General features: G+C 73.6%; 20 protein-coding genes and 2 tRNA genes. 19 read left to right on the top strand and 3 right to left on the bottom strand.

Annotated elements, in window-relative coordinates; all coding sequences use genetic code 11:
• The first annotated feature begins 123 nt into the window (after positions 1–123).
• From proB to ACFYMO_RS08995, 5 genes are all read left to right on the top strand, one after another.
• The gene (proB, locus tag ACFYMO_RS09015; protein ID WP_388545670.1) at positions 124–1308 is read left to right on the top strand and encodes a glutamate 5-kinase; all 1185 of its coding nucleotides are present in this window, start codon (positions 124–126) and stop codon (positions 1306–1308) included.
• Positions 1309–1418: 110 nt separating this feature from the next.
• Positions 1419–1958, top strand: a complete 540-nt coding sequence (locus tag ACFYMO_RS09010) for a hypothetical protein (protein WP_388545667.1) — start codon at positions 1419–1421, stop codon at positions 1956–1958.
• 80 nt (positions 1959–2038) lie between these two features.
• A complete protein-coding gene (locus ACFYMO_RS09005) occupies positions 2039–3328 on the top strand; it encodes a glutamate-5-semialdehyde dehydrogenase (RefSeq protein ID WP_388545291.1) in 1290 nt (429 codons plus the stop codon).
• Positions 3329–3399: 71 nt separating this feature from the next.
• On the top strand, positions 3400–4068 hold the full coding sequence (locus tag ACFYMO_RS09000; protein ID WP_388545288.1) for a hypothetical protein: 669 nt from the start codon (positions 3400–3402) through the stop codon (positions 4066–4068).
• A gap of 167 nt (positions 4069–4235) precedes the next feature.
• Positions 4236–5378: a hypothetical protein gene (locus ACFYMO_RS08995; RefSeq protein WP_366774499.1), complete on the top strand. Its 1143-nt coding sequence runs from the start codon at positions 4236–4238 to the stop codon at positions 5376–5378.
• Here ACFYMO_RS08995 and ACFYMO_RS08990 read toward each other — a convergent pair.
• A complete protein-coding gene (locus ACFYMO_RS08990; RefSeq protein WP_366774500.1) occupies positions 5332–6441 on the bottom strand; it encodes a M48 family metallopeptidase in 1110 nt (369 codons plus the stop codon). The two genes, ACFYMO_RS08995 and ACFYMO_RS08990, sit on opposite strands and share 47 nt — an antisense overlap.
• 299 nt (positions 6442–6740) lie before the next feature.
• Here ACFYMO_RS08990 and ACFYMO_RS08985 point away from each other — a divergent pair, with 299 nt between their 5' ends.
• The 6 genes from ACFYMO_RS08985 (at position 6741) to ACFYMO_RS08960 (ending at position 10727) form a co-directional block, all read left to right on the top strand.
• Entirely contained in the window at positions 6741–6911 is a 171-nt protein-coding gene (locus tag ACFYMO_RS08985; protein WP_175488449.1) for a hypothetical protein, read from the top strand.
• A gap of 17 nt (positions 6912–6928) precedes the next feature.
• Positions 6929–7564 carry a nicotinate-nucleotide adenylyltransferase gene (gene nadD, locus ACFYMO_RS08980; RefSeq protein ID WP_026004905.1) on the top strand — a complete coding sequence of 212 codons (636 nt, stop codon included), beginning with the start codon at positions 6929–6931 and terminating at the stop codon, positions 7562–7564.
• Positions 7561–9273 carry a LytR C-terminal domain-containing protein gene (locus ACFYMO_RS08975; protein ID WP_366774501.1) on the top strand — a complete coding sequence of 571 codons (1713 nt, stop codon included), beginning with the start codon at positions 7561–7563 and terminating at the stop codon, positions 9271–9273. Before nadD ends, ACFYMO_RS08975 begins: the two co-directional genes overlap by 4 nt.
• A 126-nt stretch (positions 9274–9399) precedes the next feature.
• Complete coding sequence (gene rsfS / locus ACFYMO_RS08970; protein WP_366774502.1) at positions 9400–9852, top strand: ribosome silencing factor; 453 nt, start codon at positions 9400–9402, stop codon at positions 9850–9852.
• A 14-nt stretch (positions 9853–9866) separates the two neighbouring features.
• A complete protein-coding gene (locus tag ACFYMO_RS08965) occupies positions 9867–10502 on the top strand; it encodes a histidine phosphatase family protein (protein WP_366774503.1) in 636 nt (211 codons plus the stop codon).
• A gap of 152 nt (positions 10503–10654) precedes the next feature.
• Positions 10655–10727: transfer RNA gene (locus tag ACFYMO_RS08960), tRNA-Ala, on the top strand.
• 92 nt (positions 10728–10819) lie between these two features.
• Here ACFYMO_RS08960 and ACFYMO_RS08955 read toward each other — a convergent pair.
• Positions 10820–11839 (bottom strand): helix-turn-helix transcriptional regulator, encoded by a 1020-nt coding sequence (locus ACFYMO_RS08955; protein ID WP_366774504.1) that lies wholly within the window; start codon positions 11837–11839, stop codon positions 10820–10822.
• A gap of 375 nt (positions 11840–12214) precedes the next feature.
• Between ACFYMO_RS08955 and ACFYMO_RS08950 the strand changes: the two genes are divergently transcribed.
• From ACFYMO_RS08950 to ACFYMO_RS08940, 3 genes are all read left to right on the top strand, one after another.
• Positions 12215–13612, top strand: a complete 1398-nt coding sequence (locus ACFYMO_RS08950) for an MFS transporter (RefSeq protein ID WP_366774505.1) — start codon at positions 12215–12217, stop codon at positions 13610–13612.
• 85 nt (positions 13613–13697) lie between these two features.
• Entirely contained in the window at positions 13698–13892 is a 195-nt protein-coding gene (locus ACFYMO_RS08945; protein WP_388545281.1) for a hypothetical protein, read from the top strand.
• Between the two features lie 7 nt (positions 13893–13899).
• Positions 13900–14133, top strand: a complete 234-nt coding sequence (locus ACFYMO_RS08940; RefSeq protein ID WP_019358162.1) for a hypothetical protein — start codon at positions 13900–13902, stop codon at positions 14131–14133.
• On the opposite strand, the gene ACFYMO_RS08935 is transcribed toward ACFYMO_RS08940, so the two are convergent.
• Positions 14112–15581 carry a glycosyltransferase 87 family protein gene (locus ACFYMO_RS08935; protein WP_388545277.1) on the bottom strand — a complete coding sequence of 490 codons (1470 nt, stop codon included), beginning with the start codon at positions 15579–15581 and terminating at the stop codon, positions 14112–14114. The two genes, ACFYMO_RS08940 and ACFYMO_RS08935, sit on opposite strands and share 22 nt — an antisense overlap.
• A gap of 151 nt (positions 15582–15732) precedes the next feature.
• Here ACFYMO_RS08935 and ACFYMO_RS08930 point away from each other — a divergent pair.
• From ACFYMO_RS08930 to ACFYMO_RS08910, 5 genes are all read left to right on the top strand, one after another.
• Positions 15733–15805 (top strand) — tRNA-Ala (locus tag ACFYMO_RS08930).
• A gap of 414 nt (positions 15806–16219) precedes the next feature.
• Positions 16220–19093 carry a leucine--tRNA ligase gene (gene leuS / locus ACFYMO_RS08925; RefSeq protein ID WP_388545274.1) on the top strand — a complete coding sequence of 958 codons (2874 nt, stop codon included), beginning with the start codon at positions 16220–16222 and terminating at the stop codon, positions 19091–19093.
• 177 nt (positions 19094–19270) lie between these two features.
• On the top strand, positions 19271–20137 hold the full coding sequence (locus tag ACFYMO_RS08920; protein WP_366774831.1) for a hypothetical protein: 867 nt from the start codon (positions 19271–19273) through the stop codon (positions 20135–20137).
• A gap of 35 nt (positions 20138–20172) precedes the next feature.
• Positions 20173–21018, top strand: a complete 846-nt coding sequence (locus tag ACFYMO_RS08915; RefSeq protein WP_388545271.1) for a DegV family protein — start codon at positions 20173–20175, stop codon at positions 21016–21018.
• 1144 nt (positions 21019–22162) lie between these two features.
• The gene (locus tag ACFYMO_RS08910) at positions 22163–22831 is read left to right on the top strand and encodes a ComEA family DNA-binding protein (RefSeq protein WP_366774833.1); all 669 of its coding nucleotides are present in this window, start codon (positions 22163–22165) and stop codon (positions 22829–22831) included.
• Positions 22832–22877: the final 46 nt, after the last annotated feature.

The following is a 22877-nucleotide window of genomic DNA, read 5'->3' as shown; positions in this document are numbered from 1 at the left end:
TCGCCCGGTCGAGCCGCGCGTCCCGCCGCGGCGGCACAGGCGCGAGGGGTACGTACGGGCGTGGCACGAGACAGCGGAACAGGGCACGCGGCGGGCGCCGCCGAGGGCGCACCGGGCACGGCGGTGCCCCCGGGACCTGCCGGGCAGGCCGCGGAGAGCGGGCAGGCAGCCCGCAAGGCGGTGCGAGAGGCGCGCCGCGTGGTCGTCAAGGTCGGCTCCTCCTCGCTGACCACCGCGGCCGGCGGACTGGACGCCGACCGGGTGGACGCTCTCGTCGACGTGCTCGCCAAGCACATCGGCGCTCAGCAGGCCGAGCCCGGGCAGACCCCGCGGGAGACGGTGCTGGTCTCCTCGGGCGCCATCGCAGCCGGACTGGCGCCGCTGGGGCTGGCCAAGCGCCCCCGGGACCTGGCCCGCCAGCAGGCCGCGGCGAGCGTCGGCCAGGGGCTGCTGGTGGCCCGCTACACGGCGTCCTTCGCGCGCTACGGCCGCCGGGTCGGCCAGGTGCTGCTCACCTCGGACGACACCAGCCGCCGGGCGCACTACCGGAATGCCTACCGCACCCTGGACCAGCTCCTGGCCATGGGCACCGTTCCGGTCGTCAACGAGAACGACACCGTGGCCACGGACGAGATCCGGTTCGGCGACAACGACCGGCTCGCCGCGCTCGTCGCCCACCTCGTCCGCGCCGACCTGCTGGTGCTGCTCTCGGACGTGGACGGCCTCTACGACGGCAACCCCACCACCCCCGGCACCCGCCGGGTCGCTCAGGTGCGCGGCCCGGCCGATCTGGAGGGCATCGACATCGGCAGCGCGGGCAGCGCGGGGGTGGGCACCGGCGGCATGGCCACGAAGGTGGAGGCGGCCGGCATCGCGGCGGGCGCCGGAGTGCCCGTGGTGCTCACCTCCGCCGTGCACGCCGCCGACGCGCTGGCCGGGCGGGAGACCGGCACCTACTTCCATCCGACCGGCCGACGCGCCGCCGGGCGGCTGCTGTGGCTCGCGCACGCCTCCACGCCCACCGGGGCACTCACCCTGGACGAAGGCGCCGTGCGGGCCGTCGTGGACCGCCGCACCTCGCTGCTGCCCGCCGGGATCGCCGGGGTGGAGGGCGACTTCTCGGCGGGCGATCCGGTCGAGCTGCGCGACGGCCGGGGCCGGGCCGTCGCGCGCGGGCTGGTCAACTTCGACGCGAAGGAGCTGCCGCGGCTGCTGGGCCGCACCACCCATGAGCTGGCCCGTGAGCTGGGGCCGGCCTATGAGCGCGAGGTCGTGCACCGGGACGACCTGGTGCTGCTGCGCGGCTGACCGGAGCTGTCCGCCGGGCTCCGAATCGGGCGCCACATTCGGGCGGCCGGGAAAAAGTCCAGCCTTTCCACGGACACCTTCCGCAAAACGGTCCCGCGCGCGCCCTGGGGCTGGTCAACTTTGACTCGGGCGGTGCAAGCAGCACGTGCACCCGCACGTGCACGCAGCGTACCGCCCGCAGTACGGAACGAGACCAGCAGCACGCACGGAAGACACCAGGGCAGCACCAGCACCACTCCAGGAGGCCACCGGTGGGACGACTGGCCGGCGTCGGAACGGCGCCCTCCCCCCAGCCCGAGGAACGAGTCGACTCCCGGCTCTGGCACGTCACGCTCAACGTCGCCGGTCGCGACGCGCCGCTGGGGGACGTACGGCGCGCGCTCGAACGGCTCGCGCACGACCACCCGTTCCTGCTCACCAGCCGCTACGCCGACGACCACGCCGAGATCCGCTACTGGGAGGAGGCCCAGGACCTGCACGACGCCGCCGCCGTGGCGCTGCGGCTGTGGGGCGAGCACCGTTCCTCGGCCGGGCTGCCGCCCTGGGAGATCGTGGGGCTCGAGGTGATCGGACGCGAGACCTACCGCCGGCGCGTCGCCGAGGGCTGCGGCCCGCCGCCCGTCAGCACGGTGGGCGTGCACCCGTTCTGACCCCCGGCGCCCGCGGCGCGGCGCCGCGCGTACGGCCGCCGCTGAGACACCGGCGCCGCCCCGCACCCGCCCCGGCTACGATGCGCGCCATGAGCGCATCCGAGACCCCGGACACCCCCGTCCGCCAGGCGGCCCGCCGTGCGCGGGCAGCGGCGGCCGACCTCGCCCCGGCCCCCCGTACCACCCGTGACCGCGCGCTGCTGGCGATCGCCGACGCGCTCATGGCCCGCACCCCGGAGATCGTGGCCGCCAACGCCGACGACGTCGCCAAGGCGCGCGCCGCCGGCACGGCGGAGTCCGTCGTCGACCGGCTCACGCTCACCCCGGAGCGGGTCGCGGCCATCGCCTCCGACGTGCGCGACGTCGTCGCGCTGCCCGACCCGGTGGGCCAGGTGCAGCGCGGCTCGACGCTGCCCAACGGGCTGGAGCTGCGCCAGGTGCGGGTACCGCTGGGCGTGGTCGGGATCATCTACGAGGCCCGCCCCAACGTCACCGTGGACGCCGCGGCGCTCTGCCTCAAGTCCGGCAACGCCGTGCTGCTGCGCGGCTCCTCGTCCGCGCACGCCTCGAACTCGGCGCTGGTCGCGGTCGCCCGGGACGCGGTGGCCGAGGCCGGACTCCCCGCCGACGTGGTGCAGTTGGTGCCCGGCGAGAGCAGGGAGAGCGTCACCGAGCTGATGCGTGCCCGGGGCCTGGTGGACGTGCTGATCCCGCGCGGCGGCGCCTCGCTGATCAGGACCGTGGTGGAGCAGTCGACCGTGCCCGTCATCGAGACCGGCACCGGCAACTGCCATGTCTACGTCGACGAGCGCGCCGACCTCGACACCGCGCTGGCGATCCTCGTCAACTCCAAGGCCCAGCGCCCCAGCGTCTGCAACGCCGCCGAGACCGTCCTGGTGCACGCCGGGATCGCCGACGCCTTCCTCCCGCGCGCCCTCGAGGCGCTCGCCGAGGCGGGCGTCACCGTGCACGGCGACCCCGCCTGGCAGACGGCGGCCGGCCCCGCCGGGACGACGGTGCTGCCGGCGACCGACGAGGACTGGGCGAGCGAGTACCTGTCCTACGACATCGCGGCAGCCGTGGTGCCCTCCCTGGACGCCGCCGTCGAGCACATCCGCACCTGGTCCTCCGGGCACACCGAGGCGATCGTCACGTCCGACACCGCGGCCGCCCGCCGCTTCACCGCGCTGGTGGACTCCGCCGCCGTGCTGGTGAACGCCTCCACCCGGTTCACCGACGGGGCCCAGTTCGGCTTCGGCGCCGAGATCGGGATCTCCACGCAGAAACTGCACGCGCGGGGGCCCATGGGCCTGCCCGAACTCACCTCCACCAAGTACGTCGTCACCGGGGACGGGCACGTCCGCGACTGAACGGCACCGATTTTCCGCCCGGTTCCCGGCGGCCCTGCCCAAATTGACCGCATAGGTCTACGCTGGAAGGCGTGCCGGACGACGTGGGGGGCGGGCCGTTCCCGGACGGCGAGGAGCCCGAGTACCGCGACCGCGGGGCAGCGGACGACGAGTTCGCCTCCGTGGTGCTCGACGAGGACTTCGTACGCGCCGCTGAGGTGCACGAACCGAGCGCGGCCGAACGGATACACGCCTCCGACCGGTCGCGCGCGGAGAGCGAGCCCTTCCGCGGCGTCGAGGACGGCTTCGGCTGTCCGCGCGGCGAGGGCGAGATCCCGCACGAGGAGTTCGCGGAGGCGGACGACCCCTTCGACGGTGACTTCGACGACGATCCCGACGACAAGGGCCGCTTCGACCGCTCCGAGTACCGGGTGGAGTACGAGCGCGCCGAGGGCGGCCCGCCCGAACCGCAGCCGGGCCACGAGCACGGCTCCGACTTCGGGTACCGGGCCCACCGCCGCCCGGTGCCGCACCAGGGGCCGCGCCCTTACCGCGGCCACCGCGAGTGGCAGCGGCCGGTCGCCTGGGTGCTCGCCGTGGTGATGGGCATCGGGATGGTGGCGCTCGCCTTCTCCGCCGTCTACCGGGGCACCTCCGACCAGCGCCAGGATCCGACCCCGCCGCCCGCCACCACGGGCGTGGACCGGGACGGCCCGGGCGCGGTCTCCCCCGTCCCCGCCGTGGAGCCGCCCGGCGGCTGACGGGCCGCCCCACCCGGCGTCGCGAGGGCCGCTCGAAGCCCCGGTCCACCCGGCCGGTCCGGCACCGCGGGGGCCCGGCGACGCCCGAGGAGCAGACCGCGCGGGGTCCCGCAAGTTGGCCGGAGGCGCGCCGTTCACGTCCGCCCGGTCGGTCCTACCCTGGTGCTATGGCCGGGCGAGTGGATCCTCCTGACGGGACGCCCGACGGCGGTCCCGACGGCGACGACGAGTACCGATCCCTGGTGTTCGACGAGTCGTTCATCAAGGCTGCGCGGCTCCAGGAGTTCTCCGCGCAGGAGCGCATGGCGGACGAGGAGCACGCCGCGGTCCGCGCCCGCTCGCACGCCGAGCGCCGGGGCCGGACCGGCCTGGGCTTCTCCCGGCAGGGGCTGGTCCTGGTGGCGCTGATCGTGCTGGCCTTCGGCACCGCCATCTACATGGGCATACGGAACCCCTACCCCTCCTCGGTCCGGACCGGCGCCGACCCCCTGCGCAGCGATGTGCTGCCGCTGGCCCCCACCGGCCGGGTCCCGGGCGGCACCCCGGGCGACCTGTTCGAGAACAGCCCCGCGGCGCGGTTCGCGACCGGGGCCGACGGAGTGGCACTGCCACCCGTTCGGAGCAGCGACCACTTCTCGGAGAGCCAGGTGCTGTCGGCGCTGACCGTTGCCAAGGACTACATCGTGGAGAGCTCCCTGGACCCGGACGTCCTCACCGGTGGCGCGGTGCGGCCGGTGCGCCTGCTGCTCAATCCCCGCCAGCAGCGCCAGTTCGACCGCAGCGTGGAGCACCCGCGGGATGACGGGCGGCGCAGCGCCACGGCCTGGATGGTGCGCCTCGACCGCGGCAAGGCGACGCTGGCCAGCTCGAAGGTGCGGGTCGACGGCACCCTCGCCGTCGAGGAGGTCGGCGACGGGCTGGAGGTCACCGCCGACCACGTCTTCGTCTACGCGGTGCGGCCCGCCGACGGCGACGAGGGGAAGAACGCGGACAGCGGGTCGGCCGGGAAGCCCCCGCGGAACGCCTCCCTCTTCTCCGTACGGCGGGAGGTGCGCTTCCGCTTCGAGCGGCAGGACCTGCGCGAGCATCAGGTCACCGTGCGCCAGGTCGCCATGCGGGCGGGGCCGATGAACTGCGGTGAGGACCCCTCCGACGCGCTGGCGCCGCTGCTGGCGGGCGAGCGGGCCGAGGACGCGGGCAAGGCGGGGACCGACCCGTACGCGCGGGGCCGGTCCGCCGCCTCGGTGTGCGGACTGCTGGCGGCTAGCGCTCGCCCGAGCCCGGATCGTCCTTACCGGCCGAGCCGTTAGCCGGACCGCTGCCGCCGCCCTGGCCCTCGGAGCCGCCGCGGCCGGTGAAGGTGTCGCGCAGCCGGCCGCCGACGTCGCCGACGCCGCCCGCCAGGTCGCGGACGAAGCCCATCAGCGGGTCCTTGCTGTTGCGCACCGTCTCGGAGTAGTGGTTCGCCGACTCCCGGAAGGAGTCCCGCACCGAGGTGTCCTTGTCGTCGGCGCGCTTCGGGTAGTGGCCGTCCATGATCCGCTGGAAGTCGCGGCTGGCCTCCCACTTCTTCAGCTCGGCGGCGCGCACCGTGGTGAAGGGGTGCGAGCGCGGCAGCACATTCATGATCTTCAGCACGGAGTCGCGCAGGTCCCCGCCCGCCTCGTACTCCTCGGCCTGCGCCAGGAAGGCGTCGACGTTCATCTCGTGCAGGTGGTTGCCGCCGGCCAGCTTCATCAGCCCGCGCATCGACGCCTGCAGGTCCTGGCCCACCAGCAGCCCGGCCCGGTCGGCGGACAGCTCGGACTTGCGGAACCACTCGCGCAGCGCCGTCACCAGCGCCATGACCGCGACGTTCCCCAGCGGGATCCAGGCGACCTTGAAGGCGAGGTTGGACAGGAACAGCAGTATCGTCCGGTAGACCGCGTGGCCGGAGAGCGCGTGCCCGACCTCGTGGCCGATCACGGCGCGCATCTCCTCCTCGTCCAGGAGCTCGACCAGCCCGGTGGAGAGCACGATGATCGGCTCGTCCATGCCGACGCACATCGCGTTGGGCTTCGGGTCCTGGGTCACGTACATCGGCGGGATCTTCTCCAGATCCAGGATGTAGCAGGCGTCCCGCAGCATGGCGTTGAGGTGGGCGAACTGCTGGTCGCTGACCCGTACCGAGTCGGAGAGGAACAGCAGCCGCATGCTGCGCTCGGGAAGCAGGCCGCTGAGAGCCTTGACCACGGTGTCGAAGCCGCTCAGCTTGCGCAGCGCCACCAGCGCCGAGCGGTCGGTCGGGTGTTCGTACGCACGCGAGGAGATCCCCTCGAAGCGCCGCCGCTCACGGCCCGGCAGGCGCTCGGTGCCGCCTGTGCCGTCTGTCATGGTGTTTCCCCCTCGTCGACTGGGCTGTCCACACTAGAGCCTCTCGTCCGGATTCCGCTGGGCCCGTGGGCCCTGCACGCACCGGATCCGGCTCCTCGGCCCGGCCCGGTCCGAAAACGCGGGACCCTGGAAGGTGGGACGCGGAGCGGGGCCTTCCCGTTGCGTCCGGATGAGTCGGGGTGAGCGCCCGGAGGGTCCACGCTTACGATGTGGCTGCGCAGTTCCGCTCCCGTCGCATGTGTCGGCCGCGGGACCGCGTGCCGACTGTCCGCGCCTCACGGGATGGGTTTCCGCCGACGATGACTCTGTCCAGCACCGCACACGACGCCCTGCTGTCCCTCGCCTCGGGGGGCGAGCACGGCGAGGGCGGTCAGCACGAGAGCCTGAGCCCCTATCTGACCGGTGGTGGCGCGCTCCTCGCGCTGATCCTGCTGCTGTGGATCACCACGCGTTTCAACCGGGACCGCTGAGCGTAGAGTCGCCCCGCATGGGAGAGGACATAGTGCCCGGGACCGGTAAGCGGCGACTCGGTGTGATGGGCGGGACCTTCGACCCCGTCCACCACGGCCACCTGGTGGCCGCGAGCGAGGTGGCGGCCCGCTTCCACCTCGACGAGGTGGTGTTCGTACCCGCCGGGCAGCCGTGGCAGAAGAGCCACAAGCAGGTGTCGCCCGCCGAGGACCGCTATCTGATGACGGTCATCGCCACGGCGTCGAACCCGCAGTTCTCGGTGAGCAGGATCGACATCGACCGCGGCGGCAAGACGTACACGATCGACACGCTGCGCGAACTCGCCGAGGCCAATCCGGACACCGACCTGTTCTTCATCACCGGCGCCGACGCGCTCTCGCAGATTCTCAGCTGGCGCAACACCGAAGAGCTCTTCTCGCTGGCTCACTTCATCGGCGTCACCCGGCCCGGCCACGCGCTGGCCGACCCCGGGCTGCCGCAGGGCGGCGTCTCCCTGGTGGAGGTCCCCGCGCTGGCCATCTCCTCCACCGGCTGCCGCGCCCGGGTGGAACGCGGTGACCCGGTCTGGTACCTGGTCCCCGACGGGGTCGTGCGGTACATCAACAAGCGTGCGCTGTACCGGCGGGACGCGGAGGGGGACGCGCGAGCGTGAGCGACGGCTACGGATACGACCCCTACGGCTCCCGGCCCGAGATCATCGGCTACGACGAGTACGGCAGGCCCGTCCACCGCACGCAGGAAATGCCGCACGAGGGGGCGTACCCGGGGCAGGAACCGTATCCGGCCTACGACCCCTACGCCCAGGTCCCCGGGCAGCAGCAGGCGGGCTACGACCCGTACGGGGGCTATCCGCAGCAGCAGGGCGGCCACCCGGGCCACCAGGCTCCGCACGCGCCGCAGGGCGCGCCGTACGCGGGCGCGCAGCCCCAGCAGGCCGTGCCGTACCCGGAGGCGCACCCCCAGCAGCACCAGCAGCCCGCGCCCTACTCCGAGGCGGACTCCCGGCAGGCCGACCGGGTGCCTGCGCAGGGCGGGCCGTCCCCGCAGGAGCAGCCCCCGCACGGCGGGGGAGGCGGCCGGGGCCGGGAGGAAGCGGCCCCCTCCGGCGAGGAGGACGCGTACCGCACCGAGCAGTTCTCGTTCGTCGAGGAGACCAGCGACGACTCCGAGGACGTCATCGACTGGCTCAAGTTCACCGAGAGCCGCACCGAGCGCCGCGAGGAGGCCAGGCGCCGGGGCCGGAACCGGAGCGTGGCACTCGTCGTCGTGCTCGCCCTGCTGCTGGTGGGCGGCACCGGCTGGGCCTGGTACGCGGGCCTGCTGCCGGGCACCGGGGGCGACGACAGCGAGGGCGGCGCCGCGGCGGGCGAGCAGCGGGATGTGATCGTGCTGCACCTGCGGGAGCAGGGGGGCGCCAGCTCGACGGCCCTGCTCGTGGACAGCGAGGGCGCGGGCGAGGGCTCCACCCTGCTGCTGCCCAACGCGCTCGCCGTCTCCGCGGGGAACGGCAGCACGACCACCCTCGGCAAGTCCGTGCAGGACCGCGGCGCCGGACCCACCCGCGACGCGCTGAACACCCTGCTCGGCTCGGACATCAAGGGCACCTGGCGGCTGGACACCCCGTTCCTGGAGAACCTCGTCGAGCTGGTCGGCGGTATCACCCTGGACACCGACACCACCGTGCCCGGCGCGAAGCGGGGCGCGGAACCGCAGGTCGAGAAGGGTGGCGACCAGGATCTGGACGGCCGCGCCGCGGTCGCCTACGCCACCTACCGCGCCCGGAGCGAACCGCAGACCGCGCAGCTCGCCCGGTTCGGGCAGGTCATGCAGGCGCTGCTGAAGAAGATCTCCGCCGACGCGTCGGCGGCCACCAGGACCGTCGAGTCCCTCGGCCAGATTCCCGACCCCTCGCTGTCCGAGGCCCAGCTCGGCTCCGCGCTGGCCGCGCTGGCGGACCGCGCCAAGCAGGGCGATTACCGCACCCGGACGCTTCCCGTGCGCGCCGACGGGACGCTCGGCAGCCAGGCCGGCGACCGGATCGTGAAGAAGGTCCTCGGCGGCAGCGTCAAGAACTCCGATCCGGACGCCGTGCCCCGGGTGAGCCTGAAGAACGCCAGCGGCAGGCGCGGCCTGGACGGCACGGCCTCCGCGGCGCTGGTCAACGGCGGCTACACCGTGGTCAAGGCCGGCACGGGCGCCACCCGCGCCACCTCGCTGGTGACCTACGCCGAGCCTGCGCGGAAGGCCGAGGCCGAGGGGATCGCCAAGACGCTGGATCTGCCCGGCAGCGCGGTGCGCAAGGCCGAGGGGGCCGCGAACGCCGATGTCACGGTGGTGCTGGGCGCCGACTACCAGGGGTGACGGCGGTCGCGCGCGGCGGCTGCCGGTCGCGCGCACCGTCCCCGGCCGCCGTGACGGGGCCGAAATCCGGTCGCGCGGCCGTGAGACCCTGGAACACGAGATGTTCCCGACCCGAAAGCCTCACCTGTGACCGCCACGGACCGTTCCCTAGAGCTGATCAGCACCGCCGCCCAGGCGGCGGCCGACAAGCTCGCGCACGACATCGTCGCCTACGACGTCAGCGACGTGCTCGCCATCACCGACGCCTTCCTGCTCGCCTCGGCGCCCAACGACCGGCAGGTCAAGGGCATCGTCGACGAGATCGAGGAGCGGCTGAACAAGGAGCTGGGCGCCAAGCCCGCGCGCCGCGAGGGCGAGCGGGACGGCCGCTGGGTGCTCCTCGACTACGTCGACATCGTCGTCCATGTCCAGCACAGCGAGGAGCGGGTCTTCTACGCTCTGGAGCGGCTGTGGAAGGACTGCCCGGAGCTGGAGCTGCCCGAGGACGCCGTGGCGACCCGCGGCAAGGGCGCCGAGCACGCCGAGGCGACGGGGGCCGGCGCCGGGTCCGCCGGCGAACTGGACGGAGAGCTGCGCTGAACGGCACGGGGGCGGTGCGGGACCGCAGGATCGTCCTGTGGCGGCACGGCCAGACGGCCTGGAACCTCGAACGCCGGTTCCAGGGAACGACGGACATCCCGCTCACCGCATCGGGGCTCGACCAGGCCCGCCGGGCCGCACGGCTGCTCGCGGCGCTGCGCCCGGACGCCATCCTCTCCTCGGACCTGCGGCGCACCACGGCCACCGCGGCGGAGCTGGCCGCGCTCACCGGGCTCGGCGTCACCTACGACGAGGGCCTGCGTGAGACCTATGCGGGCGAGTGGCAGGGGCTCACGCACGAGGAGATCGTCGACCGCTACGCGGAGCAGTACGCCGCCTGGAAGCGCGGCGAGCCGGTGCGCCGGGGCGGCGGTGAGCTGGAGACCGAGGTCGCCGAGCGGGCGGCACCCGTGGTGGAGCGCGGAGTCGACAAGCTCCCGGACAGCGGCACGCTCGTCGTCGTCAGTCACGGCGGCACCATCCGCACCACCATCGGCCGCCTCATCGGGCTGCCGCCGCACACCTGGGAGTCGCTGGGCGGGCTGTCCAACTGCAGTTGGTCCGTGCTGGGCGAGACGCCGCGCGGCTGGCGGCTGCTGGAGCACAACGCGGGCAGCCTGCCCGAGCCGGTGCTCGGCGACGACGACTGACCTCACCGGACGGGACCGTCGGGAACGCAGGGGCCACCGGGGCCCGAGGGGCGGCAGAGGGCCGGAGGGCAGCGATGTGCCACCGGATTTCTCATTCGGCCCGGCCACCCGCTAAGCTTCAGATCGTCCGCGGCGCTCCGGTGCCGCAGCCCGGGGCTATAGCTCAGTTGGTAGAGCGCTTGCATGGCATGCAAGAGGTCAGGAGTTCGATTCTCCTTAGCTCCACAACCCAGGATCCCGCCCTCCGCCACGGAGAGCGGGATCTTTGCCGTGCGGCCCCGGTGCACGCGCCGGGCGCGACCCTCGCGGACGCCGGATCACCGCGCCTTCGCACCCCCGGCGTCATCGCACCTGCTGCTGCCCGTGCGCAGCATCCGCTCCCGGACCCGGGACAGCGGCTCGGCGTGCTCCTGGCAGCCGATCATCGGATCGTCCATCGTCCGCAGCAGCCCCAGGAGCCGCTCCGACTCGTCGTCGTGCGGCACATAGGCCACGATCCGGGCCTCGGACGCACCGCTGATCTGGAGCGACGTCGAGCTGAGCCGCAGCCGGCCGACCGAGGCGTGCTGCACCATCTTCACCCGCGCCCCCGGCGGCGCCACATCGCCGCTGCGCCACAGCTTCGAGAACTCCGCGCTCGCCTCGCACATCCGCGCCAGGAACTCCTCCCAGGCGGCCTCGCCGACGTGCCGCCCGTAGCTGCCGCGCAGCGTCGCCACCATCAGCGACAGCTCCGCCTCGCGGTCCAGCAGCGCGCAGCAGCACGGCGGCATGGCCACGAACTGCTGCCACAGCACATTGCGTTCGGGCTGCCCCACCAGATCCACCATCGGGAACAGCGCCCGGTACCCGGCGTTGGCGGCGAGCACGTCGTAGCGGCCGTTGTAGACCACCGCCGGCATCGGGTCCATCGCGTCCAGGATGCGGTGCACCTCCGGGTCGACGGCCTCGGCCAGCCGCTCCGGCGACGGCGGACGCGGCACCTCCGCCAAGTGGTACAGATGATCGCGCTCGGCCTCGTCGAGCCGCAGCGTGCGGGCCACCGCGTCCAGGACCTGCGCACTGGCGTTGATCGGACGGCCCTGCTCCAGCCACGTGTACCAGGTCACCCCCACCCCGGAGAGCTGGGCCACCTCCTCACGGCGCAGCCCGGGGGTGCGGCGGCGGAGTCCCGCGGGCATCCCCACGTCGGCGGGGGAGACCCGGGCGCGGCGGCTGCGCAGAAACGCGGCCAGTTCGGATCTGCGGCGCCGGGCGGTATGGCGGGCCGCTCCGGTGGCACCGCCGGCCGCTCGCGGCTCCGTTCGTCTCTCGGCGATGACTGTCACATCCTCCATCGTCGCGGCAGCCCGCACCGGCTGCCAGGTGCTGTCAGTACCAGCATCGGCACGCTCTCGTGAGCCCCGCGGCCGTCCGGCCAGGCTTCCCGCATGACATCCACCTCGTCCTCCCCGCCGTCCTCTTCGCCCCTCCCGGCGTCGGCCGCCGCGGGGACCTCCGCACCGGCCGCGGAACGCGCGCCGGCGGCCGAATCCGCACCGGTGACGGAACCCGCACCGCGGCACCCGGAATCCGCTGCCCGCGGCCTCAGTAAAGACCACGCCGCCGACCGCCGTTCCGTTCCCGGCAGCGGACCGGGTCCCGCCAGGGACTCGGCCTCCGGCAGCGGCCACGCGCGTCGGGGCCCGCGCCCCGGGTGGCTCCTGGCGATCGTGCTCAGCGGTCAGTTCATGGCCCTGCTGGACACCTTCATCGTCAACGTCGCTGCCCCCGATCTGCGCGCGGATCTGCACGCCTCGGGCGCGGGGCTGCAACTGGTGATCGCCGGCTACACCCTCGCCTACGCGGTGCTGCTGATCACCGGAGCCCGGCTGGGTGCCCTGCTGGGGCACGCCAGGATGTTCCTGTGCGGCCTCGCCCTCTTCACCGGCGCCTCGCTCGCCTGCGGTCTGGCGACCGGCACCGGCTGGCTCATCGCCTTCCGGCTGGTGCAGGGCGCGGGCGGTGCCGTGATGCTGCCGCAGGTCCTCAGCCTGCTCCAGCGGACCTTCACCGGAGCCGCCCGCAGCCGCGCGCTCGGCGCCTACGCCGCCGTGCTCGGCGTCGGTGCGGCGGCGGGCCAGCTGCTGGGCGGGGTGCTGGTCAGCGCCGACCTGTTCGGCTGGGGCTGGCGCCCGGTCTTCCTGATCAACGTCCCGGTGGGTGCCGCCCTGCTCCTCGCGGGGCCCTCGCTGCTGCGGGTGCGCACCGAGCCCAGGGGCGGCGCCGAGGAGCGGCGGGCGCTGGACCTGCCGGGGCTGATCCTGCTCGGTGCGGTGCTGCTGCTGTTCACCGTCCCCGTCGTGCTGGGGCGGGAGCAGGGCTGGCCGCTGTGGGGATGGGCGTCCCTGGCGCTGTGCGCCGCGCTCGCCCCGGTCTTCGGACGGTACGAACTGCTGCTGTCCCGCCGCGGCGGCCGGCCGCTGGTCTCCCCGCTGGTGCTGCGGGCTCCTGGTGTGCCGCTGGCCGTGCTGCGCATCTTCTGCATGATGGCGGTCAATGCCGGTTTCGTCCTGGTGGTGATGCTGCATCTGCAGACCGGGCTGGGGAAGAGCGCGCTGCTCGCCGGGGTCTCGATGGTGCCGACCGCCGGGCTCTTCGCGCTGGTCGGAATGGTCTGGCGACGCCTGCCGCAGTCGTGGCACCCCCGGCTGTCGGCCACCGGGTTCCTGGCCGCCGCGGTCTCGTTCGGGTGGCTGGGGGCGCTTCTGTCCGGCGGCGGGGACGGTGGCCCGTGGCTCTACGTCTGCCTGAGCGTCAGCGGAATCGGCATGTCCCTGGCCTACAACCCGGTGCTCTCCGGCGCCCTGGCGCGGGTGCGGCAGAGCGAAGCGGCCGACGCCAGCGGACTGTTGGTGACCACCGCGCAGCTCGGCCTGCTGAGCGGGGTGGCACTGTTCGGCGCCGTCTTCCTGGAGCACGTCGAGAGCGCCCCGGTCACCCCCGCGACCTCGGCGCACGCGCTCACGCTCACCTGCGCGGCCCTGGCCGTCGTGTCACTCGCCGCGGCGGGGGCGGGCGCGTTGAGCGGAGCGGTGCGCGGGGTAGGAGGAGAGACGGGGGAAGGTTGACCGGCCCTTAGCCCGGACGCCGGAACGTGGCAGAATCGGGGCGGCTGGAAGGGGGAGCCCAGGGGGAAGGGGAGGGGCGAGTGGGATGTCGGCGACGGTCCTCGGCGAGGACGGCACCGGACCCGCGCGCGTACGGCCCCCGCCCGGCGCGGAGCACCGGCCGGGTCTTCCGGGCAATCTGCAGTGTCCGTCCTGCGGTTCGGCGAACGTCGCCCAAGTGCTCGGCGACAACGGAGGAGTTTCCTACGTGTGCACGGCATGCGGCCACATCTGGAGCTGACTGAGCGATGGGCGCCCACAGCAGGAAGTGCGACTGGTGCGGCAGCGGCACCCCGATCGTCCGTGACATGGAACCGGTCAACAGTGCCTACCAGTACTGGTGCGAGGACTGCGCGCGGGCGCTGATCATAAAGGGCGACCCGATCGAGACCTACCGGGAATTGGACGGCGAGCCGATCTACGGCCGCCTGCTGGAGGCGCACTGCACGCTGAAGCGCTTCTACTCCTTCGCGACGGCCTGAGTTCCGCCCGCGGCGCCGACGTGCCCCGCTGTCCTTGCCGCCCCTGCTGTCCCCGGCGCGCCGCCCGGCCGGTGCCCGGCCCCTCTTCCGCACAACACCCGCAGTGCCACCACGGCGGTGACGGCGAGGAACACCGCCCCCGCGAGCGGGTAGCAGGCCGACAGCAGTATCTCGGCCCCGTTCTGGTGGAGTTCGGGAGGGCGCGGCGCGTCCGGGTCCCGGGGGACCCACCACGGCACGTAGGACCAGAAGACCAGGGCCGCCAGCAGCGCTCCGGCCGACCAGCGGAGACTGCGGCGCCGCTGCGCCTCCACGACCAGCAGGAGCGTCAGCGGCAGACACCACACCCAGTGGTGCGACCAGGAGATCGGGCTGATCAGCAGCATGGTGACGGCACAGGCGGCGGTGGACCAGGCGGCCGCGTTCGGCAGACCGCGGCGCCCCGCGAGGGCCGCGGCCACAGCCGCTCCCAGGCCGAGCACGGCTGCGAGGAGGGCCGGGCCCAGCCACAGTCCGCCCGGGTCCCCGGTGTGCAGCAGCCGCGCTGCCACCCCGTTCAGCGACTGGTTGTCGGTGAGCTCCGCCCGTCCCACCCGGTCGGGTCGCAGCACGGCTCCGCTCCAGAAGCGCAGGGAGTCGTGCGGGAGGAGCAGCGCGGACAGCAGCGCGGTACCCAGGAAGGCCGCTGCCGCGACGGCGGCCTGCCGCAGCCACGGGTTCCGCGGTCCCTCCCAGCGCTCCGGTCCTCCCGGCCCGCCCCGGCCGTCCGGGTGCCGCGGCCGCGGTCGGCTCCTGGCCGGCCGGTGCAGCGCCAGCCCGTGCAGGGCCAGGAAGACGGCGAACAGCGCGGGGGTGAGCTTGATGCCCGCCGCGACGCCGATGCCCACCCCCGCCCAGCGCTGCCCTGGGCGGCGGGTGAGGTCCCACAGCACCAGGGCGGCCACCAGCAGGTTGATCTGCCCGTAGCGCAGTGTGGTCCACACCGGTTCGCACCACACCGCGACCGCGGCGACGCCCAGGGCTGCGGCCGGCCGCGGGACGTGCAGCGGGCGGTGCAGCAGGCGCAGCGACAGGTGCGCCAGGGTCACCAGCAGTACGAGGCCGGAGACGGTCGCCGCCGCACGCAGGACGGGCACCTCCGGCAGCGTCAGGGGGAGGAACAGCAGCGCGGCGAACGGCGGATAGGTGGCGGGCAGGTCCGCGTAGGTGGCGCGCATCGCGTAGAGGTCGTGGCCGTCGAGCACGGCCCGGCCCTCGGCCCGGTAGACCATCAGGTCGATCATCGAGGGGTCCGTGGCGTGCTGCGCGGCCCAGAAGGCGGCGAAGGAGAGCAGCGACACCGCGAGCGCCGGGGCCATCGGCCGCCGCAGCAGCCGGTCCTGGACACGGCGGCCGGCCCGGGGTGCCGGTGGCGCTGCGCTCCCGACGGGGCGGCGCGAGGTGCTCACGGGCCGACAGTACCGACTGCCGGGGCCGGGACCTGGTACGGCGGGGCCGCCCACCGGTCCCGGTGTCGCGGAAAGCGATTTGGCAGAAGGCGGTGTACCCCGTGTAAGCTGGCGAAGCCGCCGAGGGGAAACCCCGGCGGACCAGAGATCTGGGGCTATAGCTCAGTTGGTAGAGCGCTTGCATGGCATGCAAGAGGTCAGGAGTTCGATTCTCCTTAGCTCCACAGAACAAGAGGTGGGGTGTACCCGCGGATTCCGCGGATGCATCCCACCTCTTTCGTATGCCGATTCCAAGCCGCTTCCTTGCCGCTTCCCTGCCGATTCCTGCGGTGCGCCGCGTATGACGGCGTTCTCCCGTGCGAGGTGTGGTCCCCGCATCCGGGCGCTGCTCCCACCCTGCCCTGGGCGTGCCTTCCGGGCTCCGCGCCGCCGGGCTGCCGACGGTCTCCGGCCGGGGCCCCGCCGCGTGCGGTACCCTGAGCGCCATGCGTGCCGTACGCCTTCTGCTTAGCGAGCCGCGCTGAATCACCGCCGGTCCCCCTCCGCGGGCCGGCATCGGCGCGGCTCCCCCTCCTGTGCGAGGGGTTTTTTCGTTTCAGGAGCGCTGGGCAGAGACGACCGATGGAGCTTTGAGGACGATGAGCGAGACGACCACCGCCGCCGAGAGCGCGGCCCCCCATCGCTACACGGCGGCCCTGGCCGCCGACATCGAGGCACGCTGGCAGGATTTCTGGGAGAAGCACGGCACCTACGAGGCGCCCAATCCGGGCGACGGGCCGCTGGGCGGCGACGCCGAGCAGGCTGCCAAGCCCAAAAAGTTCATCATGGACATGTTCCCGTATCCCTCGGGTGCGGGGCTGCACGTCGGCCACCCCCTCGGCTACATCGCGACGGACGTCTACGCCCGCTACGCGCGGATGACCGGCCACAACGTGCTGCACACGCTGGGCTTCGACGCCTTCGGGCTGCCCGCCGAGCAGTACGCCGTCCAGACCGGCACCCACCCGCGCACCTCGACCGAGGCCAACATCCTCCAGATGACGGCGCAGCTGCGCCGCCTGGGCCTGGGGCACGACAAGCGCAGGTCGTTCGCCACGATCGACCCCTCGTACTACCGCTGGACCCAGTGGATCTTCCTGCAGATCTTCAACTCCTGGTACGACGCCGAGGCGCGCACAGCGCGGCCCATCGAGGAACTGGTCGAGCAGTTCGCCTCCGGCACCCGGGAGACCCCCGAGGGGTGGGGGGCGTGGCAGGAACTGAGCGAGCGGGAGCGGGCCGACCTGCTGGGGGAGTACCGGCTGGCCTATGCCTCCGACGCACCCGTCAACTGGAGCCCCGGCCTGGGCACCGTGCTGGCCAACGAGGAGGTCACCGCCGACGGCCGCTCCGAGCGCGGCAACTTCCCCGTCTTCAAGGCCGAGCTGCGGCAGTGGAACATGCGGATCACCGCCTACGCCGACCGTCTGCTGGAGGACCTGGAGGACCTGGACTGGCCCGAGGCGATCAAGCTGCAGCAGCGCAACTGGATCGGCCGCAGTGAGGGGGCCCGGATCGGCTTCCCCCTCGGGGACGCGGCCGTCGACGTCTTCACCACCCGCCAGGACACCCTGTTCGGCGCCACCTATCTGGTGCTGGCCCCCGAGCATCCGCTGGTCCGGACCGTCGTCCCCGAAGCCTGGCCCGAGGGCACCCACCAGGTGTGGACGGGCGGACACGCGACCCCTGCCGGGGCCGTGGCCGCCTACCGGGCGCAGGCGGAGGCCAAGTCCGACGTCGAGCGCCAGGCGGAGGCCAAGGACAAGACCGGTGTCTTCACCGGCGCCTACGCCACCCACCCGGTCACCCGGGAACCCGTCCCCGTCTTCATCGCCGACTACGTGCTGATGGGGTACGGCACCGGCGCCATCATGGCCGTCCCCGCACACGACCAGCGTGACTTCGAGTTCGCCCGCGCCTTCGAACTGCCGATGCGCTGCGTCGTCGAGCCCACCGACGGCCGCGGGACGGACCCGGCCGACTGGCAGGAGGCGTTCAGCTCCTACGAGGCGGCGCTCGTCAACTCCCGTGCCGAGGGCATCAGCCTGGACGGGCTGGGCGTGGGCGAGGCCAAGGAGCGGATGCGCCGGTGGCTGGAGCAGCACGGCCTGGGCGAGGGCACGGTCAACTACCGGCTGCGCGACTGGCTGTTCAGCAGGCAGCGCTACTGGGGCGAGCCGTTCCCGATCGTCTACGACGAGGACGGCATCGCCCATGGGCTGCCCGAGTCGATGCTGCCGCTGGAGCTGCCGGAGGTCGAGGACTACTCCCCGCGCACCTTCGACCCGGACGACGCGGACACCTCCCCGGAGACCCCGCTGTCCCGGAACGAGGAGTGGACCCACGTCAGCCTGGACCTGGGCGACGGCAAGGGGCCGCGCCGCTTCCGGCGGGAGACCAACACCATGCCCAACTGGGCCGGTTCGTGCTGGTACGAGCTGCGCTACCTGGACCCGCAGAACGACGAGAAGCTGGTCGACCCGCGGATCGAGAACTACTGGATGGGACCGCGGGAGGGGCAGCCCAAGGGCGGTGTCGACCTGTACGTGGGCGGTGCCGAGCACGCCGTGCTGCACCTGCTCTACGCCCGCTTCTGGTCGAAGGTGCTGCACGACCTGGGGCACGTCTCCTCCGTCGAGCCGTTCCACAAGCTGTACAACCAGGGGATGATCCAGGCGTTCGTCTACCGGGACGCGCGCGGCATCGCCGTACCCGCTGCGGAGGTGGAGGAGCGCGACGGCGCGTACTACCACCAGGGCGAGAAGGTCAGCCGGGTGCTGGGCAAGATGGGCAAGTCCCTGAAGAACGCCGTCACCCCGGACGAGATCTGCGGCGAGTACGGTGCCGACACCCTGCGGTTGTACGAGATGGCGATGGGTCCGCTGGACGTCTCCCGGCCCTGGGACACCCGCGCGGTCGTCGGCCAGTTCCGGCTGCTGCAGCGGCTGTGGCGGAACGCCGTGGACGAGACGACGGGCGAGCCGACCGTGGTCGACTCCGCGCCGGACGAGGCGACCCTGCGTGCCCTGCACAAGGCGATCGACGGCATCGGCCAGGACATGGCCGCACTGCGGTTCAACACCGCGATCGCCAAGCTCACCGAGCTGAACAACCACGTCACGAAGCTGCCCGAGGTCCCGCGTGGCGTCGCCGAGACCATGGTGCTGCTGGTCGCCCCGCTGGCTCCGCACATCGCCGAGGAGATGTGGCGCCGGCTGGGCCACGAGGGGTCCGTCGTCCACGAGGACTTCCCGGTGCCCGACCCGGCGTACCTGGTGGACGAGACCGTGACCTGCGTGGTGCAGATCAAGGGCAAGGTCAAGGCCCGGCTGGAGGTGGCGCCGTCCGTCTCCGAGTCCGAACTGGAGGCGCTGGCGCTGGCCGAGCCGGTGATCGTGAAGGCACTGGGCGGTGCCGAGGTCCGCAAGGTGATCGTCCGGGCGCCCAAGCTGGTCAACATCGTTCCCGCGTAACGGCCGGCCGGACCCGGCGGCCGCTCGGCCCGGTTCGGTGCGGCCGACCGGTCACGGGAGGGTGCGCGACCCCTACGGGACGTCATGGGGGCGGATCCGGGTTCCGCGGAACCCGGATCCGCCCCCGCCCGTTTACGCTGAACGGAGAAGGGGCGACGGACGACTAAGGAGCGACCTGTGGACGTGGGAGTCGTCATCGGCCTGATGTTCGTACTCGCCGTTTTTATCTTCGGCACGATCATCACGCTGCGTGTCGTGCGAGCCGTCAAGCGCGGGGTGGAGCGCACCGGGGCGCAGGTGCGGCGCACGACGGAGGAGACCCTGCTCAAGGCCCGCTCCGCCCAGCCCGGTCCGGTCGGCCAAGCAGCCCGTATCCGCCTGGAGCTGCGCTCCTCGATCGACAGCACGCGGGCGGCGCTGGAGGCCGAGGCGCAGCAGGACCCGGGCCTCGGCGAAGCCGTCCAACTCCTCGACAGCCTGCACGAGCACGCGCGCCACCTGGACCGGGAACTGCGCGTGCTGATGGAGCGCGAGCCGGACCACTCCCGTATCGCCGCCCGGCTTCCGGAGGCGCGCGAACGCATGCGGCACATCAAGGAGTCGGCGGACTCGCTGCGCTACGCCGCCCAGGACCGGGCACGCCGGTTCGACGCCGAGGAGCTGGGCGCGCTGCGGGACCGGATCGACATCGAGTCCGGTGCGCTGCGCCACTGGACGCCGGGCCCCGGCGGCCCCCGGCCCGAAGCCGCTGCCGACGCCTCCTCCGCCGGGGAGGCCGCGGCCGGCCGCGGCGCCGAACCGTCCGCGCCGGCGGCCCACTCGGAGAAGCAGGAAGAGCAGGAGAGGCAGGAGGGTCGGGAGAGGCAGGAGAAGTCCGCGCAGTCGGCTCAGCCGGAACTCGGGCCGTCCGGGCAGGGCTCCGGCCGCTCCGCAGCCGACCTGACCGGGTCCGACCTGACCGGCGCCGATCCGATCGCTCGGGTGGCCGACCGCGGGGACACCGCCGGGGTCTTCGAGAAGCGGCGGCCGCGGAACGCCTCCTGAGGCGCTCCGTTCGCCCGCCCGATACCCTCCGTTCCATGCACGGCCCCCTCGCGATCGTCACGGACTCCACCGCCTACCTGCCGCCGGAGGCGCTGCGCAGGCACGGGATCGAAGCCGTGCCGCTGACCGTCGTCCTCGGCGACCGGGCCCTGGAGGAGGGGACGGAGATCTCCGCGCGATCACTGGCCACCGCGCTGCGCGAGCGGCGCCCGGTCACCACCTCGCGGCCCAGTCCCGAGATGTTCGCCCGCACCTACCGGGCCGCGGCCGAGGCGGGCGCGGCGGGAGTCGTCTCGCTGCACCTGTCCGCCGAGTTCTCGGGGACCTACGACGCCGCGGCGCTGGCCGCCGCGCAGTCGCCGGTTCCGGTACGGGTGGTCGACACCGGGGTCGTGGCCATGGCGCTGGGGTTCTGCGCGCTGGCCGCAGCGGAGGCGGCCGAGGCCGGTGCCTCGCTGGACGAGGCGGTGGCGGCCGCCGAGAAGCGTGCCGAGGGCATCTCCGCGGTCTTCTACGTCGACACCCTGGACTACCTGCGCAGAGGCGGCCGGATCGGCGCGGCCCAGGCGCTGCTGGGCTCCGCGCTCGCCGTCAAGCCGCTGCTGGAGGTGGCGGACGGCCGGATCGGGATGCTGGAGAAGGTGCGGACCGCCTCCAAGGCCATCGCGCGGCTGGAGGAGATCATCGTGGAGCGCGCCGGGGACGCGCGGGTGGACATCGCCGTGCACCATCTCGCCGCCGCCGAGCGGGCCGAACAGCTCGCGGAGCGCTTCCGGTCCCGGGTGCCCGGCCTGCGCGAGCTGCATGTGAGCGAGGTCGGCGCGGTCATCGGCGCCCATACGGGGCCGGGGCTGCTGGGAGCCGTGCTTTCCCTCAGGTGAGTGAGCGAGATATCCACAACCCGCGGGTTTTCCACCGGAACTGAGCAAGATCACCGGAGGCTGTCGAGGCCGCCTACCGTCGGCGGGCATGAGCGAACGAGCAGCGGGAGCAGTCCCCACCCGGCGCCGTCGAGCAGACCCGCGGGAGCCGTGGGAGACGTCATGGGAAATGCCGCCCCCCGACATGCCGGGGGAGGGCGGAAGCGCCACGAGCCGCCGCGCAGAGCGGGGCGATGAACACTCGGACGGTGCAGGCGACGGCGAAGGCCGCGGAGAGCAGGACAGCGCGCCCCCGGACGGCCGTCGGGAGGCCGGACTCCGCGGAGAACAGGGCCGTGGCGGGGAGGCGCCGCGGGAGCCGAACGCTTCGGACGCCGCTGCCGAGACCCGGGGCCCCGGTGGTCGCCTCCGGCGCCCGTCGCGGCGCCGACCGCCTCGGGGCCCCAGGGCCGCTCCCGGCACGCGTCCGACCCGCCGGGGCACGCACCGGCTGCCCCGGCGCGGGGTGCGCCCACCGTCCGCGGGGCCCGATGCGGCGGCCCGCGCCCGGTCGCTGCTGACCGAGCAGCGCTCCACCGGTTCCGTGACCGGTCCCGACCCCGAAGACCGGCCGCCGAGCGGGCGGCACCCCACCGACCGCAACGGCGCCGCTCTCCCGGATCCCGCCGGACCCGCCATCGAACCGGCCTCGGGCGATCCGCGCAGCGCCGAGCACGCAAGCCGGCGGCGCAGGACCGAACCGGATACCGCTGTCATGCCGCGGGCCGAGGCTGTCGCGGCGGCGCGGTCAGCCGTGCGGCGCAGCAAGGAGCGCAGGCATCGACGTGAAGCGCCGGAGGGCCCGGCCGGTCCGCTGGGCCCGTCGGAGCGCGGGCCGCAACCCGGGCTCGGACCGCGCGAGGCCATCGAGCGCCGCGACAACCACCCCTGCACGGAGCGGCGGGATCAGCCGGAAGCGGATCCGCCGGCCCCGGTCCGGCTCCCGGATCCGTCTCCAGGCCCGGCCCCGACCCCGTCTCCTGCCCGGGACTCGGACCCGGCCCCTTCCTCGGCCCCGGAGCCCGCTCCGGCTCTGCCCGCGCGGGAACGCTGGGGGCTCGCGCTCGCGGACCGGATGCCGGTCTGGCTGCGGGTGCGCTGCGCCATGGAGCCGAAGACGCTGGTCGCGCTCTGTCTGGTGCTGCTGGTCGGACTCGGCTTCGCCGTCCACCACTTCTGGACGGGCCGGCCGCAGGGCGTCCCCGTCCCCGCCATGTCCGGCCCGTCCGAACCCTCCGGTGCGCCCGGCGGAGCCTCCGCACCTCCCGGGGAGAGCGGTGCGCCCTCGACGGCCCCCGCTGCCGGCGGTGCGGCACCCAGCGGGCGGCTGGTGGTGGACGTCTCCGGGAAGGTGCGCGAGCCCGGGCTCCAGCAGCTGCCCGCCGGTTCGCGCGTGGCCGACGCGCTCGAGGCCGCCGGGGGGCTCCGCAGGGGAGCGGACGCCGAGGGACTGAACCAGGCCCGGCCGCTGGTCGACGGCGAGCAGATCGTCGTGGGCGAACCGGGCCGGTCCCGAACCGCCGGGGGCACAGCCCCGGGCGGTGGTGCCCCGGGGGCCGGAAGCGCGGCCGGTCCCTCGGGCGCCATGGTCAGCCTCAGCTCGGCCACCCGGGAGCAGTTGGAGACGCTGCCGGGCGTCGGGCCGGTCCTGGCGCAGCACATCGTGGACTACCGCACACAGCACGGCGGGTTCCGCTCGGTCGACCAGCTCAAGGAGGTCGACGGCATCGGGGAGAAGCGGTTCGCGGACATCCGGCCGCAGGTGACGCCGTGAGCCCTGGCCGAACGCGCGCCGGAGCCGGCGGCGGTCCGCCCCGCGC

This window comes from Streptomyces sp. NPDC007025, assembly GCF_042869455.1.
GTDB lineage: Bacteria > Actinomycetota > Actinomycetes > Streptomycetales > Streptomycetaceae > Streptomyces.
Note: the sequence above shows the minus strand (reverse complement) of the source record. Positions and strands in the feature narration are given on the sequence as shown.